Raw genomic sequence first — 17,366 nt, 5'->3', positions numbered from 1 at the left:
TGGTGAAATATACTATGATGTTTGGAAGATTTACGGAAAGAGCACAAAAAGTATTAGTTTATGCTCAAGAAGAAGCACAAGCACTTCAACATGGATATGTAGGTACAGAACATATACTTTTGGGAATATTAAAAGAAGAAGGAATATCCAGGAATCTTTTAAGTGATATGAATGTAAACATTGAAACAGTAAGAAATTTTATAGAAGAATATGAGGGTAGGGGAGAAATAAATTTGTACAATAAAGAAATCCCTCTTACTCCAAGGACAAAAAGGCTTTTAGAGCTAAGTTTGTTTGAAGCCAGAAATCTAAACCATAACTATATAAGTCCAGAGCATATCCTACTTGCACTTATAAGAGAAGCAGAGGGAGTTGCGTTTACTATTTTAAATAATTTGGGAGTAGATTTTAATAAGCTGAGGAAGGAACTTGTGGATTCACTTTCGGGAGAGCAATCATCAATGAATTCAAACAGTACTAAGAAAGAAAATGGAGAGCCAACCCCAACTTTAGATCAGTTTGGAAGAGACTTAACAGACATGGCAAAAGAGGGAAAGTTGGACCCTGTTATAGGAAGAGATAAAGAAACTCAGAGGGTTTTGGAAATACTAAGTAGAAGAACTAAGAATAATCCTTGTCTAATAGGAGACCCTGGTGTAGGTAAAACTGCAATTGCAGAAGGATTGGCAGAAAAGATAGTATCGTGTAATATACCTGAACTTTTAAGGGGAAAAAGAGTAGTAACATTAGATCTTTCTTCAATGATAGCGGGATCAAAATATAGAGGAGAATTTGAAGAAAGACTTAAAAAAGTTATGGAAGAGATAAGAAAATCAGGTAATGTAATATTATTCATAGATGAAATTCATACTATAATAGGAGCGGGAGCAGCAGAAGGTGCTATAGATGCATCTAATATATTAAAACCAGCTTTAGCTAGAGGAGAAATACAATGCATAGGAGCCACTACTATAGATGAATATAGAAAATACATTGAAAAGGATGCTGCACTTGAAAGAAGATTTCAGCCTATAATAGTAGGAGAACCTACTAAGGAGGAGGCAGTTTTAATATTAAAAGGTCTTAGAGATAAATATGAGGCTCATCATAGAGTAAAAATAATAGATGAAGCTATAGATGCAGCAGTAAATTTATCAGATAGATATATTACAGATAGATATTTACCTGATAAGGCAATTGATCTTATAGATGAAGCAGCTGCTAAAGTTAGAATACAAAATTTAATTGCCCCACCAGATTTAAAAAATTTAGAAGAAGAATTAGAAAAGGCAACTAAGGAAAAAGAGGATTCTATTAGAGTACAGGATTTTGAAAAAGCTGCTAGTTTAAGGGATAAAGAAAAGGAATTAAAAAATAAGTTAGAAGGATTAAAAACTAACTGGAAGACTAAAAAAGAAGTATCAACACTTACGGTAGGAGAAGACCAAATTGCATCAGTGGTATCTCAGTGGACCAATATACCTGTAGAGAAGTTAACTGAAAAAGAATCAGAGAGATTGCTCAAACTAGAGGAAATTCTTCATAAGAGAGTAGTAGGTCAAGATGAAGCAGTTAAATCCATTTCTAAGGCAGTAAGAAGGGCTAGAGTTGGGCTTAAAGATCCAAAGAGACCTATAGGTTCATTTATATTTTTGGGGCCTACAGGTGTTGGAAAAACTGAGTTGTCAAAAGCTTTGGCAGAGGCTATGTTTGGCGACGAAAACAATATGATAAGAATTGATATGTCGGAATATATGGAAAAGCATACAGTATCTAGACTTATAGGATCGCCTCCAGGGTATGTAGGCTATGATGAAGGAGGACAGCTTACTGAAAAAGTAAGAAGAAATCCTTATTCAGTAGTATTGTTTGATGAAATAGAAAAAGCACACCCAGAAGTATTTAATATATTACTTCAAATACTTGAAGATGGAAGATTAACCGATGGAAAAGGAAAAACAATAAACTTTAAAAATACCATAATAATAATGACTTCTAATGTAGGAGCAGCTACCATTAGAAAACAAAAATCTATGGGATTTACTGCTGCTAAAGGTGATGACAAGGAAAGTCAATATGAAAAGATGAAAGATAATATAATGGAGGAACTTAAAAATTCTTTTAGACCTGAGTTTTTAAACAGAATAGATGATATTATAGTCTTCCACCAGTTAGAAGAGGAAGATTTAAAACAAATAGTAAAACTCATGTTAAAAGATGTTTCCTCAAGGCTTAAAGATCAGGAAATAGAAATTGGATTTACAGATAAAGCGCAGGAGCTTTTGGCAAAAGAAGGCTTTGATTTAACTTATGGTGCAAGACCGCTTAGAAGAGCAATTACAAAAACTGTAGAAGATAAACTTTCTGAAGAAATGCTTAGAGGTAATGTTAAAAAAGGAGATAAAGTTAAAGTAGTTGTAGAAAAAGGAGAATTATCATTTAATAAAGTCAATTAATGATTGACTCACATAAAATTAAACTTTATACTTTTTACAGTATAAAGTTTAATTTTTATATAAATTTAGCTATTTTTATCGATTTATACAGGAAGAGATGATTCAATGGTAAAGAAAAAAACGGTTTTTGTATGCCAGGAATGTGGATATGAATCCCCAAAGTGGCTTGGTAAATGTCCTAACTGTAATAAATGGAACTGCATGATAGAAGAGATTAAGTCACCTCAGGAAGTAACATTTTCTAATATGAAATTTAGCAGCACGCCAAAAAGTATAAATAATATAAAATCTGGTGAATACGAAAGGCTAGATACTGGTATAATGGAATTGAATAGAGTTCTTGGAGGAGGTATTGTAAAAGGTTCAATAACACTTATATCCGGGGCTCCTGGTATTGGAAAATCAACTCTGCTTTTACAGACAGCCAGCAATATTGCTGAAAAATATGGGAAAGTGCTGTATGTCTCAGGAGAAGAGTCAGAAGAACAGATAAAGATGAGGGGAGATAGACTTGATTCTTTGTCTAATGATCTTTATATAGTTTCAGAAGTTAATATTGATAAAATAAAAGCTCATATAGAACAAACTAAACCCGTATTTGTAGTAGTGGATTCTATTCAGACTTTATTTAAAGAATCTATTAGCTCAGCACCGGGTAGTGTGTCTCAAGTAAGGGAAACTTCTAACGATATTATGCGTATAGGGAAGTCTAATAATATATCTTTTTTTATAGTGGCACATGTTACAAAGCAGGGTGAGCTAGCAGGACCTAGGGTACTAGAGCACATGGTGGATACTGTACTGTCTTTTGAAGGAGAAAGAACTGGAGAGCTAAGAATTTTAAGAACTGTAAAAAATCGTTTTGGTACTACCAGTGAAATTGGTGTATTTGAAATGGCAGGAAGCGGACTTAAAGAAATATTAAATCCTTCTGCAGCATTTTTAGAAGATAGAGAATTTCAAAAAGAAGGTTCTGTAATTATTGGTATAATGGAAGGAAGAAGACCTATACTAGTAGAAATACAAGCGTTGGTTAGCGAAACTAAAGCAGTTATGCCAAGAAGAACAGCCGTTGGAGTAGATATTTCTAGATTAAATTTAATTTTAGCGGTACTTGAGAAAAAACTTAGAATTACATTTTATAATTGTGATGTTTATGTAAATGTAGTGGGGGGACTTAAGATAGAAGGAACTTTCGGAGATTTAGGGCTTGCACTTGCACTTATATCTAGTGCTAAATCTAGGGAAATTGGACTAGATAATCTTTTAGCAGTAGGTGAAGTTGGACTTACAAGTGAAGTTAGACCAGTATCATTTTGTGATAGAATAGTAAATGAAGCAAAAAAAATGGGATTTAGGAATATAATAATACCAGATAGAAATAAGGAAAAGGTAAATTCTAAAGATATAAATGTTATAGGTGTATCCTCCCTAAAGGAGGCATTAAATAAAGTTTTTTAATTAGGGTGATGATTTTGAGATTAGAAAAAGATAAAGAACTTAAAAGTATATTAAAACTTTTAGCACCAGGTACTCAACTTAGGGAAGGTCTTAGAAATATTTTGAGAGCTAAAACCGGTGGACTTGTAGTTTTAGGAGATAGTGAACAGATAATGAAAGTGGTAGACGGTGGATTTACCATTAATTCTGAGTACAGTTCTTCTTATATATATGAGCTTGCAAAAATGGATGGTGCTATAATATTGAGCAGTGATTTAAAGAGAATATTATATGCAAATACTCAACTTATTCCAGATTCATCTATTCCAACTTTTGAAACTGGAACAAGGCATAGAACTGCAGATAGAGTGGCTAAACAAACAGGGGCTATAGTTATTGCTATTTCTCAAAGGAGAAATGTCATAACCGTATATAAAGGATACATTAAATATGTATTACAGGATAGTAGTGTTATGCTTGGAAGGGCTAATCAAGCACTACAAACTTTAGAAAAGTACGTCTCTGTACTTGATGGGGTTGTTAACAATCTTAATATTTTAGAGTTTCAAGACATAGTAACATTATTTGACGTAATGACGGCTATCCAAAGAACTGAAATGGTAATGAGAATAGTATCAGAGATTGAAAGATACATATGTGAACTTGGCAATGAAGGAAGATTAATTTCAATGCAATTAAATGAATTAATTAAAAGCGTTGAGAGAGACGGAATATTTATGATAAGAGACTATTGTCAAAGTGGTATGGATTATGATGAAATATATAAGCAACTTCAAGAAATAAGTTCAAGTGAACTATTCAATCTTGATTGTATTTCTAAATCTTTAGGATATGCAGGAGTTCCTCTAGTTGATACATTGATATCACCAAGAGGATACAGAATGTTAAATAAAATTCCTAGAATACCAACTAATGTAATAGAAAATTTAGTGAAAAATTTTAAGGAGCTTAAAGGTGTTATGGAAGCATCTTATGAGCAGCTTGATAGAGTTGAAGGAATAGGAGAAGCTAGGGCCAGAGCTATAAAGAATGGATTGAGAAGGCTTAGAGAACAAATCATGATAGACAATAAGTTTTAAGCACAAAATAATATGACTGGTATTATTTTGTGCTAGAAATTATCTGAAAGAATACTTACCTAGGGTATTTATTTTGTCATACTCTTTTAAAAGTATGTCATATAGATTTATATCCAGCGTATTACATAAACAAGTAAGATAAAATAAATTATTTCCTATTTCGTTTTGTATTACATCTCTACAGTTGTCACATAGCTTACCTTTTACATGTGTACTTAAGCAAGATCTTAGGGATTCAATATCCAAAGTATTATCTTCGGATGGAATATGTTGTTTCTTACCACAAACTTCTATACATCCGCAATTAGTAATAGATTTTGCAACAGCTCTATTTATTCTAGCATTTGACTCCTGAAGTTTCGTAATTATATCTAAAATACTCTTATGCCTTAATAAAGATTCACTTACTGCGTTTTGAAAATTATCAAAAATTATATCTTTCATCAAGTTCAACTCCTTATATATTTAGGATATTATTTGTAAACTTTAGTTAGTACTAAGTAAAATTGCTCTATGCATATATAATAAACCAAGAATAAATTTATGAATAGGGGGATTGTCATGTGAAATAATGGACAAAAATGTTTATAAATTTTATTTTTTGGTATAATTATCTAAAAGGAGGTTGTTAAATTAAGGACGTAAAGTAAATAATTTATTAAATAAATTTGGTTTTATTGAAAAATCTAGTTTATTAATATATAGTAAGTGTAATGAAAAAACATCAATGTAGGGGAGGTGAGTCTATTGTTAAAAAAAATACTGAGAGGACTTTTTACAATAATAGGCTTAATATTAGGATATTTGTTAGGAAAGAGTGCGTTAAGTTCTGACTATTTTGCTAAAATGTTTTATCTAGCCAATAGTCCGGTTAAACAATTTTTATTTTTATCTATATTAACTTTGTTTTTTGGAATCATTTTATTTTTAATATCACCGTGGATTAATTCAATTATTATGAAAACTATGGATTATATCGAAAAGAGCCTTCAAAAACTTCCTGCAGTAGAAATATTATTAGGTGTTTTGGGAGCATTAATAGGACTTCTAATATCAGCAGTATTTCTTAACTTGTTAGAAAAGATACCAGTTGTGGGGACTGTACTTGCAGTAATAGTAGCTATACTTATGGCTGCATTAGGTGCAAATATTGCCATACGAAAAAGGGAAGAATTAATGTCCATGTTTTCTAATATAGCAACTAGTGTAGCAACTAAAAGACTTCAGGGAACTAGAGAAAAAAAATCTAAAGGGGAGCACCAACATGCACATAAAGGTTACCCTAAGGTTTTAGATACTTCTGTAATAATAGATGGAAGAATATTTGATATATGCCAAACAGGATTTATAGAGGGGCCACTTGTAATTCCAAACTTTGTACTAGCAGAATTAAGACATATAGCTGATTCTTCAGATGGGTTAAAGAGAACTAGGGGAAGAAGAGGATTAGATATATTAAATAAGATACAGAAAGAGTTAAATATTGACGTCCAGATATATGAAAAAGATTTTCCAAACATACCGGAAGTAGATGCCAAGCTTTTAAAACTATCACAAGTTTTAGATGGAAAAGTAGTGACTAATGACTACAATTTAAATAAAGTTGCAGAGTTCCAAGGAGTACCAGTACTTAATATAAATGAACTTGCTAATGCGGTGAAACCTGTTGTACTTCCAGGAGAAGAAATGAATGTACAAATAATTAAGGACGGAAAAGAATCAGGACAGGGTATTGCATATTTAGATGATGGAACAATGATAGTTGTAGAAGGTGGAAAAAAGTATATAGGAGATACAAAAGGTGTGGTAGTAACTTCTGTTCTGCAAACAGCAGCAGGGAGAATGATATTTGCAAGACAAAAAGGGGATCTATAGCTTATGAATGGTAATTATGCTATTATTGTAGCTGCCGGCAAGGGAAAAAGAATGGGAACTACTATTAATAAGCAATTTATTAAAATTAAGGGTAAGCCTATATTATATTATTCCATAAGGGCATTTTCCATAAATCCTCTTATAGATGGAATTATACTGGTATGTGCAGAAACTGAGATAGAATATTGTAAAAGAGAAGTAGTAGATAAATATGGGCTTCAGAAGGTAATTAAATTAGTTGCTGGGGGTAAAGAACGTCAGGATTCGGTATTTAATGGACTAGGAGTTTTAGAAAAAGAAAACTGTAGTGTTGTTCTAATTCACGATGGGGCTAGACCTTTTGTCACTAGTAAAATTATTGATGATGGAATAAAATATTCTAATAGGTATGGGGCTTGTGCTTGTGGAGTTAGGCCTAAGGATACACTAAAAGTTAGGGAAGAAAGTGGATTTTCTTCTTCTACATTAGAGAGAAAAAGTTTATTTGCAGTTCAAACTCCGCAGTGTTTTAAATATGATTTAATTTATGACTGTCATAAAAAATTAATGAATGAAAAAATGTGTGTTACTGATGATACTATGGTAGTAGAGCGTTATGGAAATAAGGTTTATTTGTATGAAGGTAACTATGAAAACATAAAAGTGACCACACCAGAAGATTTAAATATAGCTGAAAGTATAGTTGAAAAATATTAAAGTAAGTTAAAGACCTATAAGTTTCCATGATGTTATGGATACTTATAGGTCTTCCTTATCTAAAGCAATGGGGATAAAAATATTAATAGCACTTAAATAAGTTATAATAATGTGATAAAATATTTAGGGAATTTAAATCGAAATTAGAGTAAAAATTTTATCCAATAGCTATCTATTGCAGATGAGAAATTCTAAGGATTTTATTTGGTGTAAAAAACTTTATTTATATTTTTAATTTAGCTTATATAAATAGAGAAACTAAACAAGGAGGCCAAAATATCATGAAAATTTTTAATACAATGACCAGGGAAAAGGAAGAATTCGTTCCATTGGATTCCGATGAAGTAAAAATGTATGTATGTGGCCCTACAGTATATAATTTTTTTCATATAGGCAATGCAAGAACTTTTGTTGTGTTTGATACGGTTAGACGGTATTTAGAGTACAAGGGATATAAAGTAAGATTCGTGCAAAATTTTACGGATATTGATGATAAGATGATAAAAAAAGCACAAGATGAGCATATAACTGTAAAAGAACTGGGAGATAAGTTTATAAAAGAGTATTATAAGGATGCGGATGCCTTGCATATAAAAAGAGCTACTGTAAATCCTAGAGCTACTTTATACATAACAAAAATAATTGAATTTATAGGAGATTTAATAGATAGAGACTATGCCTATGAGATAGATGGGGATGTCTATTTTAGTACAAAAAAATTTAGCAATTATGGAAAACTTTCCGGACAAAATATAGATGATCTTAGAGCAGGAGCTAGGATAGATGTTGATGAGAGAAAAAAAGATCCTATGGATTTTGCAGTTTGGAAGGGGCAAAAACCTGGTGAACCTGCATGGGAAAGCCCTTGGGGAATGGGAAGACCGGGATGGCATATAGAATGTTCTTGTATGGCGCATGATTTATTAGGAGAAACTATAGACATACATGCAGGAGGGTCTGATTTAATGTTTCCCCATCATGAGAATGAAATAGCTCAAAGTGAAGGTAGGACCGGTAAAACATTTGCTAGGTATTGGATGCATTCTGCTTTTGTAAATGTAAATAACCAAAAGATGTCAAAATCATTAAACAACTTTTTTACTGTAAGGGAAATTCTGGAAAAGTACGAACCGGACGTAATAAGAATGTTTATGCTATCAGGTCATTATAGAACTCAAATAAATTTTAGTATGGAACTTTTAGATTCTACAAAATCAGCGTTAGATAGATTGTACAATTCAATAACAAATTTAGAAAATCTTTTAGATAATAAAGAAGACATACCAATTTCAGAAAATGAAAAAGAGTATAGAAATAAATTAGGTAAGTACAAGCAAAGATACATTGAAAAGATGGATGATGACTTTAATACAGCAGATGCTATATCTGTAATTTTTGACCTGGTAAAGGATATAAATGTAAGCATAAATAAGGATTCCTCTGTGGAAGTAATTAGGGATTCGCTCAATTTAATAAGGGAACTGGGAGCTCCACTTGGAATACTACAGCAATCTAAACGAGGAAGCATTGAAAAAGAAATTGAAGCTTTAATAGAGAAGAGACAAATAGCTAGAAGTGAAAAAAACTGGGCACTTTCCGATAAAATAAGGGATGATTTGAAGGCGCAGGGAATAGTATTAGAAGATACACCAGAAGGAGTAAGATGGAAAAGAGTATAGAGATTATAATTTAACGGGGGATAAAGATGGAAAATGATTTGTTAGAGATAAGAATGAGTGAAGCAGAGGTAAGACAGATGAGTCCCCTTGCACTTGCGTTTATTGGAGATGCTGTATATGAGGTGTTTGTAAGAACTTACTTAGCCAGTGAACACAGAAATATGTCTGTACACAATTTGCATGTGGAAGCTATAAAATTTGTAAAGGCACATTCTCAAAGTGAAGTTATAAAAAAACTGGAACAAGAGTTATCTGATAGAGAAATGTATTTTTTTAAAAAAGGACGAAACGCTAAGTCAGGGACAGTTCCTAAAAATGCAGATGTACAGGAGTATAGATTTGCAACTGGATTTGAAACATTAATTGGCTTTTTATATTTAATAGGTAACCGAGATAGATTAAATTATTTATTTAGGTTTATAATAAACTTGAAGAATAAAGGGGGATTTTAATTGGCATTAAAGGTTAAGCTAATTGAATATACGCCTAATTTGTTTATCCGATGACTACCTGCTCTAATAATCCCACTTCTCCAAGTGGGATTAAAGAGTAGCTACGTCCCTGGATAACGATTCCTAAGCATCAGGTGGAGTCAAAACTCCATCTGATGCCAAGAACTCTGTTTATGAACTGTGGACCTTCCTGTGTAAATGGATATTGCTCGGAAGGGAAAATGACTTGTGGAAAATTATAAGAGATACGAAAGAAATATAAGGTAGACGAAAAAAGTAAATAAGAAATTGAGGTATAAAGGGTAGGATTATGAAAAATAAGTATAAAAAATCAACGAACTTGACAGATAAAACTGAGTTTAGAGAGGATTTAATTGAAGGCAGAAATGCAGTTATTGAAGCTTTAAAATCAAGTAATACAACTATAGAACAGATTTTTCTTGCAGAGGGAAATATGTCAGGTTCTATAAATATAATACTTGCTAAAGCTAAAGAGAAGCATATAGTTGTAAAACAGGTGGATAGAAAAAAGTTAGACAAAATTTCCCAAACAGGAGCACATCAAGGAGTAATTGCACAGATAACTCCCTATAAATACTGTGAAGTAGAGGATATACTAGAATACGCCAGAGAAAAAAAGGAAGCTCCTTTTATAATTGTATTAGATGAAATAGAAGATCCCCATAACTTTGGTGCAATAATAAGAACTGCTGAAATATGCGGTGCTCATGGAATTATAATACCTAAAAGAAGAAATGTGGGAATTACGCCTGTAGTATATAAATCCTCTGTAGGAGCAGCAGAGTATATGAAAATATGTAAAGTTACAAATTTAAATACTACAATAGAAAAATTAAAGAAAGATGGTATATGGGTATATGGGGCTGATATGAGTGGAGAAAATTATTGCTTTGATGTCGATTTTAAGGGACCTGCGGCTTTAATAATAGGAAGTGAAGGAAGAGGAATAGCTAAATTGACTAAAGAAAAATGTGATGTGCTGGTAAAGATACCTATGGTAGGAAGAGTATCATCCTTAAATGCTTCTGTGGCAGGTGGCATATTGATGTATGAAATATTAAAGCAAAGAATAAAATGTGGTAGAAGTTGAGAAATATTTTTGTAGATGGATATAATGTTATAAATAGTTGGCCTAAGTTAAATAATATAAAAAATTATAGCCTTGAAACCGCAAGACAGTCGCTTATAGAAACTTTAAGCAATTATTCGGTATATAAGGGCTATAAAGTTTTTATAGTATTTGATGCCCATATGGTATCGGGAAGCTTAGAAAAAAAAGAAAAAATTAATAAAAATGTTGTAGTAGTATTTACTAAAGAGAATGAGACGGCAGATAGTTTTATAGAAAGAACTGTAAACAATATAGGACGTAAAAATGAGGTATTTGTAGTAACTTCTGATTCGCTGGAACAGCAAGTAACATTTCAAAGGGGCGCTGTTAGGATGTCTTCTATTGAATTTTATCATGAAGTTAATAATGTTGAGAACCATATAAAAAGTAAAATTGAAAAGAAATATCACGAGCAAAGAAATACTTTGGAGGATAGCATAAAAGAGGATGTATTGGAAATACTTGAAAAGATTCGTAAAAGTGACTAAAATGTATTGACTATAAATTTACTTTTAATGTATAATTGTAGCAGTGGTTTATAATTATGTTGGAGGGGATACCTTGGATAATAGGAGTTATAATGCTAGGAAAGTTTCCCCCTTTGAAGAAAAATTAGATGAAGAAATAGTTATTGAAGCAAAAAAAGGGGATGTAAGTGCTCAAGAGTACCTGATAAATAAATATGGAAATTTTGTTAAATCAAAATCAAAGTCATATTTTTTAATCGGTGCGGATAAGGAGGATATCTACCAAGAAGGTATGATAGGTTTATATAAGGCTATAAGAGATTTTAAACCAGATAAGTTATCATCTTTTAAAGCTTTTGCAGAACTTTGCGTGACCCGTCAAATAATAACTGCTATAAAAACTGCTACTAGACAGAAGCATATTCCATTAAATACATATATATCTTTAAATAAGCCTATATATGATGAAGAATCAGATAGAACTTTATTGGATGTTTTGTCTGAAACTAAGGTGGCAGATCCCGAAGAACTTGTAATTGGAAGGGAAGAGCTAAATCATATACAAAGTGAAATAGGAGAAGTGTTGTCAAATTTAGAAATGGAAGTACTTATGTCTTATGTGGATGGGAAGTCATATCAAGAAATTGCATGTGATTTAGATAGACATGCCAAGTCTATAGATAATGCTTTACAGAGAGTTAAAAGAAAATTGGAAAAATGTTTAATTCATAAATAAAAAATAGTATATTGACAAAAAAATATACTTGTATTAGAATTAATAACTGATATGTTACTTTTGATATTTAATTGAAGTTTATTGGCGGGAGTAGTTCAGTGGTAGAACACCAGCTTCCCAAGTTGGCCGTCGCGGGTTCGAGTCCCGTTTCCCGCTCCAAGAGAAATTGCCCATGTAGCTCAGTAGGCAGAGCGTCACCTTGGTAAGGTGGAGGTCACCAGTTCAATCCTGGTCATGGGCTCCAATAATGATGTATAAAGTTTTTACAACACACCAGGATGAGTTTACTTAAATAAGATGTGTATAACCAACAAGGAGGAAGAGTAATGTCAAAAGAAAAATATGAAAGAACCAAACCACATGTAAACATAGGAACAATAGGACACGTAGACCATGGTAAGACAACATTAACAGCAGCAATAACAATGGTATTGTCAAAAGAGGGAAAAGCAGCAGCAACAAAGTATGATGAAATAGATAAAGCACCAGAAGAAAAAGAAAGAGGAATAACAATAAATACAGCGCATGTAGAATATGAGACAGACAAGAGACACTATGCTCATGTAGACTGCCCAGGACATGCAGATTATGTAAAGAACATGATAACAGGAGCAGCACAGATGGATGGAGCAATCCTAGTAGTAAGTGCAGCAGATGGTCCAATGCCACAGACAAGAGAACATATATTGTTAGCAAGCAGAGTAGGAGTACAGTATATAGTAGTATTCTTAAATAAGTCAGACCAGGTAGATGATCCAGAATTACTAGAATTAGTAGAGATGGAAGTAAGAGAGTTATTAAGTGAGTATGGATTCCCAGGAGACGACGTACCAATAATAGTAGGAAGTGCATTAAAGGTATTAGAGAACCCAGATGATCCAGAAACAACAAAATGCATACATGAATTAATGGATGCAGTAGATGAATATATACCAACACCAGAAAGACCAACAGATAAAGACTTCTTAATGCCAATAGAAGATGTATTCACAATAACAGGAAGAGGAACAGTAGCAACAGGAAGAGTAGAAAGTGGAGTATTAAAAATCGGAGACGAATTAGAGATAGTAGGATTAAAGGAAGAAAAGAAGAAGACAACATGTACAGGAGTAGAGATGTTTAGAAAACTTCTAGACCAGGCAATGGCAGGAGATAACATCGGAGTACTATTAAGAGGAATACAGAGGGACGAAGTAGAAAGAGGTCAAGTACTAGCAAAACCAGGAACAGTACATCCTCATAAGAAATTTGTAGGTCAGGTATATGTACTTAAGAAAGAAGAAGGCGGAAGACATACACCATTCTTCAATGGATACAGACCACAATTTTACTTCAGAACAACAGATGTAACAGGATCAATCGCTTTACCAGAAGGAGTAGAAATGGTAATGCCAGGAGATCACATAGACATGAACGTAGAACTTATAACACCAGTAGCAATGCATGAAGGATTAAGATTTGCAATAAGAGAAGGCGGAAGAACAGTTGGTTCAGGTGTTGTTACTACAATAACTGAGTAATATTTTAGGGACTGGGTTTCTAAATCCAGTCCCTTTGAAAGTAAAAAATTAGGTAGTACCTGTTTATATTTTAAGCCATTGACATAAAAACTAAGTTGTGATAATTTAGTTAAGTAATGCATGATTTTCAAAATAAATTTCTAATTGATTATGTTTGTGAGCTATATTAGGAGGTTAGAGAATAATGAGAGTAAAAGTGATACTAGCGTGTACAGATTGTAAACAAAGAAATTACAATACAATGAAAAACAAGAAAAATGATCCAGATAGATTAGAAATGAAAAAGTATTGTCCTTTTTGTCATAAACACACAGTTCATAAAGAAACTAGATAATATTGTAGAGGCACATATTAAATTGTTTTGAGGATGTGAGCAAATGGGTGCAAACGGTGATATGAAAAAAGTTGATAAGCAGACAGCACTTGAAGGTGGGTTCTTTAATTTTTTTAAAGGACTAGTATCAGAATTCAAACGGATAACTTGGGCCTCTAAAGAACATACAAAAAAAGCTACAATTGCCGTTATTGTATTTTGTGCTATTTATGTGGTGATTGTTGGAGTTATAGATTTTGGATTTAATTCTTTAGCTAAGATTATTATGAAATAAAAAGGAGGTAGGGACTAAGAAATAGTTTTGTCCCTAGAGTTATGTCAGATAAAGCTAAGTGGTATGTAGTTCATACATATTCTGGTTATGAAAATAAAGTTAAAGTTAATCTTGAAAAAACCATAGAAAATAGGAACCTTTATGATTGGATAGATGATGTTCAGGTTCCAATGGAAGAGCAAGTTGAAATTAAAGATGGAAAAAAGAAAATAACTTTAAAAAAAGTATTCCCAGGATATGTTTTAATACACATGATAATGACTGATGATTCTTGGTATATAGTTAGAAATACTAGAGGAGTTACAGGCTTTGTTGGACCTGGTTCTAAACCTGTTCCACTTACTGATGAAGAAGTAAAGGATATGGGAATTAGCGAAAAACCAGTAAATGTAGATATATCAGTAGGAGAAAATGTAAAGGTGAAATCGGGACCGTTAGAGAACTTCTTAGCTGTTATCCAGGAAATAAATACTGAGAAAAGAAAAATTAAAGCTTTAGTTAACATGTTTGGCAGGGAAACTCCTGTTGAACTTGATTTTAATCAAATAGAAAAAATAGAATAATGCATAAAGCAAAAGTTTATAGTAAGTGGGAGATGTATTTATACATAACCACATATAGGAGGTGTATATTATGGCTAAAAAAGTAGTAGGAATGATAAAACTTCAACTTCCTGCAGGAAAAGCAAGCCCAGCACCACCAGTTGGACCAGCACTTGGACAGCATGGTGTAAACATTATGGGTTTTTGTAAGGAATTCAATGCTAAGACTGCTAAACAAGCAGGATTTATAATTCCAGTAGTAATTACTGTATATCAGGACAGATCTTTTAGTTTTATACTAAAGACTCCTCCAGCAGCAGTATTACTAAAGAAAGCAGCAGGAATAGAAAGTGGATCTGGTGTACCAAATAAAACTAAAGTTGCTAAAGTAACTAAAGAGCAAGTAAGACAGATTGCTGAAACAAAAATGCCAGATTTAAATGCTGCATCAGTTGAAACTGCTATGAAGATGATAGCAGGAACTGCAAGAAGTATGGGAATAACTGTAGAAGACTAGTTAACCAAAATAAGTGGGAGGTATAAACCGTTAAAACCACAAGGGAGGATTTCGACATGGGAAAAAAGTATGTAGAAAGTGCTAAGCTTATTGATAAAGGTACATTATATGAACCATCAGAAGCTATAGAACTTGTCTTAAAAACATCAAAAGCAAAGTTTGATGAAACAATAGAATTAGCATTAAAGCTTGGAGTAGATCCAAGACATGCAGATCAACAAGTTAGAGGAGCTGTAGTTCTTCCTCATGGAACAGGAAAAAAAGTTAAAGTACTTGTATTTGCAAAAGGCGCTAAGGTTAAAGAAGCTCAGGAAGCAGGAGCAGATTACGTAGGTGCACAAGAATATGTTGATAAGATTCAAAAAGAAAATTGGTTTGATTTTGATGTTGTTGTAGCAACCCCAGATATGATGGGAGTTGTAGGAAGATTAGGAAGAGTGCTTGGACCTAAGGGATTAATGCCAAATCCTAAATCTGGTACTGTTACTTTTGATGTTGCAAAGGCAATAGAGGAGATTAAGGCTGGTAAAGTTGAATATAGAGTAGATAAAACTAGTATAGTTCATGTTCCAATAGGAAAGAAATCTTTTGAATCACAAAAGTTATTAGATAACTTTCATACATTAATGGAAGCTGTAGTAAAAGCAAAACCATCAGCATCTAAAGGTCAATATTTGAAGTCTGTAGTAATATCAAGTACTATGGGACCAGGAATAAAGATAAATTCAACAAAAGTTTTAGATTAAATTAACTTGTATGTGATGCAAAAATTAAATATGTAAATATTCCGTAGACAATAGGTGCGATAGCATAACGGTGTAACCAACCTATCAAGGATTCCAATAGAAAGTATAGTTGGTCTCTCTCTGTGTCTATGGAGAGACTTTTTAATTTATATGTGTTTATTATGTATTGTAGTTTAGACTGCAAGGAGGTGGATACACAGTGAAAAAGAATTATAGAGAAGTAAAAGAAGCTAGAGTTCAAGAGATTAAGGAAAAAATGGAAAAGGCTCAGGGCGTAATATTAGCTAAATATCAGGGCTTAACTGTAGAAGAGGATACTAAACTTAGAAAAGAATTAAGAGATGCAGGTGTAGAATATAAAGTTTACAAAAACACATTAGCCTTAAGAGCTGCTAAAGAATTGGGATTTGACCAATTAGAAGATTACTTTATAGGTCCAATATCTATAGCATTTGGATATGAAGATCCAACTGCACCAGCAAGAATTCTTAATGATTTTTCAAAAGATCATAAGGTTTTAGAACTAAAGGCAGGAATTGTTCAAGGCGAAATCTTTGATGAAAATAAAGTTAAAGAGCTTGCTACAGTACCACCGAAAGAAGTACTTATTGCAAAATTACTTGGAAGCTTCAAAGCTCCATTATCAAATTTTGTATATGCATTAAATGCAATTGAAGAAAAACAAAAATCAGAAGAAGCTTAATAATTTAAAGAGAGAAATTTTGGAGGTGTTCATTAATGAGTAAAGAAGAAATCATTCAAGCAATAAAAGAGATGAGTGTTTTAGAATTAAATGAATTAGTAAAAGCATGTGAAGAAGAATTTGGAGTAAGTGCAGCAGCACCAGTAGCAGTAGCAGGAGCTGCAGGAGCAGGAGCCGCAGCTGGAGCAGAAGAAAAAACTGAATTTGACGTAGTACTTAAAGCTGCAGGTGGAGAAAAGATAAAAGTTATAAAAGCAGTTAGAGAAGCAACAGGATTAGGATTGAAAGAAGCTAAAGCATTAGTAGATGGAGCTCCTAAGACTTTAAAAGAAGCTGTAAGCAAGGAAGATGCTGAAGCTATGAAAGCTAAATTTGAAGAAATTGGTGCTGAAATAGAATTAAAGTAATAAATTAATATAAGGCTTATAAAAGGGGCACTTTAATTTAAAGTGCCCCTTTTATAGTTTTTTATTATAAGTTTACAAATTTTATTGTTGACAATTTTTTGATATTATGATAACATAATAAATTGCATTGATTAGTTATGCAGAAAACATAAATACTTTATTATTTAACACAAATTGAATTAATTATAAAAAAATAGGTTATACTATTACAATGGCAATTAATAAATCCATAAACATCCATATAGTACATATATATACATTGTGAATGTTTTTGGTTATTTTTAGTTTAT

Annotated in this window: 19 protein-coding genes, 2 tRNA genes and 1 other annotated feature; of the genes, 20 read left to right on the top strand and 1 reads right to left on the bottom strand. The window is 32.5% G+C overall.

What is annotated here, in order from left to right; translation table 11 throughout:
* Positions 1 to 14: 14 nt before the first annotated feature.
* The 3 genes from CLJU_RS20360 to disA all read left to right on the top strand — a co-directional run bounded on the left by CLJU_RS20360 (position 15) and on the right by disA (position 4,996).
* Positions 15 to 2,456 (top strand): ATP-dependent Clp protease ATP-binding subunit, encoded by a 2,442-nt coding sequence (locus CLJU_RS20360; protein WP_013240717.1) that lies wholly within the window; start codon positions 15 to 17, stop codon positions 2,454 to 2,456.
* Positions 2,457 to 2,561: 105 nt separating this feature from the next.
* Complete coding sequence (gene radA / locus CLJU_RS20355; protein WP_013240716.1) at positions 2,562 to 3,917, top strand: DNA repair protein RadA; 1,356 nt, start codon at positions 2,562 to 2,564, stop codon at positions 3,915 to 3,917.
* A 14-nt stretch (positions 3,918 to 3,931) separates the two neighbouring features.
* Positions 3,932 to 4,996, top strand: a complete 1,065-nt coding sequence (gene disA, locus CLJU_RS20350; protein ID WP_013240715.1) for a DNA integrity scanning diadenylate cyclase DisA — start codon at positions 3,932 to 3,934, stop codon at positions 4,994 to 4,996.
* Positions 4,997 to 5,035: 39 nt separating this feature from the next.
* Here the strand turns inward: disA and CLJU_RS20345 are convergent, their stop codons facing one another.
* Complete coding sequence (locus CLJU_RS20345) at positions 5,036 to 5,440, bottom strand: nucleoside triphosphate pyrophosphohydrolase family protein (RefSeq protein WP_013240714.1); 405 nt, start codon at positions 5,438 to 5,440, stop codon at positions 5,036 to 5,038.
* A 303-nt stretch (positions 5,441 to 5,743) separates the two neighbouring features.
* On the opposite strand from CLJU_RS20345, the gene CLJU_RS20340 reads away from it, so the two are divergent.
* From CLJU_RS20340 to rplL, 17 genes are all read left to right on the top strand, one after another.
* Positions 5,744 to 6,871, top strand: a complete 1,128-nt coding sequence (locus CLJU_RS20340; RefSeq protein WP_013240713.1) for a PIN/TRAM domain-containing protein — start codon at positions 5,744 to 5,746, stop codon at positions 6,869 to 6,871.
* Positions 6,872 to 6,874: 3 nt separating this feature from the next.
* Complete coding sequence (gene ispD, locus CLJU_RS20335; protein ID WP_013240712.1) at positions 6,875 to 7,567, top strand: 2-C-methyl-D-erythritol 4-phosphate cytidylyltransferase; 693 nt, start codon at positions 6,875 to 6,877, stop codon at positions 7,565 to 7,567.
* Positions 7,568 to 7,848: 281 nt separating this feature from the next.
* On the top strand, positions 7,849 to 9,246 hold the full coding sequence (gene cysS / locus CLJU_RS20330; protein WP_013240711.1) for a cysteine--tRNA ligase: 1,398 nt from the start codon (positions 7,849 to 7,851) through the stop codon (positions 9,244 to 9,246).
* 26 nt (positions 9,247 to 9,272) lie between these two features.
* Entirely contained in the window at positions 9,273 to 9,698 is a 426-nt protein-coding gene (locus CLJU_RS20325; RefSeq protein WP_013240710.1) for a Mini-ribonuclease 3, read from the top strand.
* A gap of 310 nt (positions 9,699 to 10,008) precedes the next feature.
* Positions 10,009 to 10,809, top strand: coding sequence for a 23S rRNA (guanosine(2251)-2'-O)-methyltransferase RlmB (rlmB, locus tag CLJU_RS20320; protein ID WP_013240709.1), 801 nt, complete (start codon positions 10,009 to 10,011; stop codon positions 10,807 to 10,809).
* The gene (locus tag CLJU_RS20315; protein WP_013240708.1) at positions 10,806 to 11,318 is read left to right on the top strand and encodes an NYN domain-containing protein; all 513 of its coding nucleotides are present in this window, start codon (positions 10,806 to 10,808) and stop codon (positions 11,316 to 11,318) included. Before rlmB ends, CLJU_RS20315 begins: the two co-directional genes overlap by 4 nt.
* Positions 11,319 to 11,391: 73 nt before the next feature.
* Positions 11,392 to 12,033: an RNA polymerase sporulation sigma factor SigH gene (sigH, locus tag CLJU_RS20310; RefSeq protein ID WP_013240707.1), complete on the top strand. Its 642-nt coding sequence runs from the start codon at positions 11,392 to 11,394 to the stop codon at positions 12,031 to 12,033.
* An 84-nt stretch (positions 12,034 to 12,117) separates the two neighbouring features.
* Positions 12,118 to 12,192, top strand: a tRNA-Gly gene (locus tag CLJU_RS20305).
* Positions 12,193 to 12,201: 9 nt separating this feature from the next.
* Positions 12,202 to 12,277, top strand: a tRNA-Thr gene (locus CLJU_RS20300).
* Positions 12,278 to 12,359: 82 nt separating this feature from the next.
* The gene (tuf, locus tag CLJU_RS20295; RefSeq protein ID WP_013240693.1) at positions 12,360 to 13,553 is read left to right on the top strand and encodes an elongation factor Tu; all 1,194 of its coding nucleotides are present in this window, start codon (positions 12,360 to 12,362) and stop codon (positions 13,551 to 13,553) included.
* Positions 13,554 to 13,737: 184 nt separating this feature from the next.
* Positions 13,738 to 13,887 carry a 50S ribosomal protein L33 gene (rpmG, locus tag CLJU_RS20290; RefSeq protein WP_013240706.1) on the top strand — a complete coding sequence of 50 codons (150 nt, stop codon included), beginning with the start codon at positions 13,738 to 13,740 and terminating at the stop codon, positions 13,885 to 13,887.
* A 43-nt stretch (positions 13,888 to 13,930) separates the two neighbouring features.
* Positions 13,931 to 14,161 (top strand): preprotein translocase subunit SecE, encoded by a 231-nt coding sequence (gene secE / locus CLJU_RS20285; RefSeq protein ID WP_013240705.1) that lies wholly within the window; start codon positions 13,931 to 13,933, stop codon positions 14,159 to 14,161.
* A gap of 41 nt (positions 14,162 to 14,202) precedes the next feature.
* Positions 14,203 to 14,724: a transcription termination/antitermination protein NusG gene (nusG, locus tag CLJU_RS20280; protein ID WP_013240704.1), complete on the top strand. Its 522-nt coding sequence runs from the start codon at positions 14,203 to 14,205 to the stop codon at positions 14,722 to 14,724.
* Between the two features lie 70 nt (positions 14,725 to 14,794).
* The gene (gene rplK / locus CLJU_RS20275) at positions 14,795 to 15,220 is read left to right on the top strand and encodes a 50S ribosomal protein L11 (protein ID WP_013240703.1); all 426 of its coding nucleotides are present in this window, start codon (positions 14,795 to 14,797) and stop codon (positions 15,218 to 15,220) included.
* Positions 15,221 to 15,276: 56 nt separating this feature from the next.
* Complete coding sequence (rplA, locus tag CLJU_RS20270) at positions 15,277 to 15,966, top strand: 50S ribosomal protein L1 (protein WP_013240702.1); 690 nt, start codon at positions 15,277 to 15,279, stop codon at positions 15,964 to 15,966.
* Between the two features lie 23 nt (positions 15,967 to 15,989).
* Positions 15,990 to 16,118: a sequence feature (ribosomal protein L10 leader region), on the top strand.
* Between the two features lie 47 nt (positions 16,119 to 16,165).
* The gene (gene rplJ, locus CLJU_RS20265; RefSeq protein WP_013240701.1) at positions 16,166 to 16,669 is read left to right on the top strand and encodes a 50S ribosomal protein L10; all 504 of its coding nucleotides are present in this window, start codon (positions 16,166 to 16,168) and stop codon (positions 16,667 to 16,669) included.
* 35 nt (positions 16,670 to 16,704) lie between these two features.
* Positions 16,705 to 17,076, top strand: a complete 372-nt coding sequence (gene rplL / locus CLJU_RS20260; RefSeq protein WP_013240700.1) for a 50S ribosomal protein L7/L12 — start codon at positions 16,705 to 16,707, stop codon at positions 17,074 to 17,076.
* Positions 17,077 to 17,366 lie beyond the last annotated feature (290 nt).

The organism is Clostridium ljungdahlii DSM 13528 (assembly GCF_000143685.1).
GTDB classification, from domain to species: domain Bacteria; phylum Bacillota; class Clostridia; order Clostridiales; family Clostridiaceae; genus Clostridium_B; species Clostridium_B ljungdahlii.
The sequence above is the reverse complement of the archived record's forward strand: the minus strand, read 5'-3'. Positions and strand labels throughout refer to the sequence as shown.

Coding starts and splice junctions, on each gene's coding strand:
- radA (WP_013240716.1), top strand. CDS start 2,562: ATGGTAAAGAAAAAAACGGTTTTTGTATGCCAGGAATGTGGATATGAA.
- tuf (WP_013240693.1), top strand. CDS start 12,360: ATGTCAAAAGAAAAATATGAAAGAACCAAACCACATGTAAACATAGGA.
- rplL (WP_013240700.1), top strand. CDS start 16,705: ATGAGTAAAGAAGAAATCATTCAAGCAATAAAAGAGATGAGTGTTTTA.
- secE (WP_013240705.1), top strand. CDS start 13,931: ATGGGTGCAAACGGTGATATGAAAAAAGTTGATAAGCAGACAGCACTT.
- rplA (WP_013240702.1), top strand. CDS start 15,277: ATGGGAAAAAAGTATGTAGAAAGTGCTAAGCTTATTGATAAAGGTACA.
- nusG (WP_013240704.1), top strand. CDS start 14,203: ATGTCAGATAAAGCTAAGTGGTATGTAGTTCATACATATTCTGGTTAT.
- CLJU_RS20345 (WP_013240714.1), bottom strand. CDS start 5,440: ATGAAAGATATAATTTTTGATAATTTTCAAAACGCAGTAAGTGAATCT.
- cysS (WP_013240711.1), top strand. CDS start 7,849: ATGAAAATTTTTAATACAATGACCAGGGAAAAGGAAGAATTCGTTCCA.
- CLJU_RS20325 (WP_013240710.1), top strand. CDS start 9,273: ATGGAAAATGATTTGTTAGAGATAAGAATGAGTGAAGCAGAGGTAAGA.
- rpmG (WP_013240706.1), top strand. CDS start 13,738: ATGAGAGTAAAAGTGATACTAGCGTGTACAGATTGTAAACAAAGAAAT.
- rlmB (WP_013240709.1), top strand. CDS start 10,009: ATGAAAAATAAGTATAAAAAATCAACGAACTTGACAGATAAAACTGAG.
- ispD (WP_013240712.1), top strand. CDS start 6,875: ATGAATGGTAATTATGCTATTATTGTAGCTGCCGGCAAGGGAAAAAGA.
- CLJU_RS20360 (WP_013240717.1), top strand. CDS start 15: ATGATGTTTGGAAGATTTACGGAAAGAGCACAAAAAGTATTAGTTTAT.
- rplK (WP_013240703.1), top strand. CDS start 14,795: ATGGCTAAAAAAGTAGTAGGAATGATAAAACTTCAACTTCCTGCAGGA.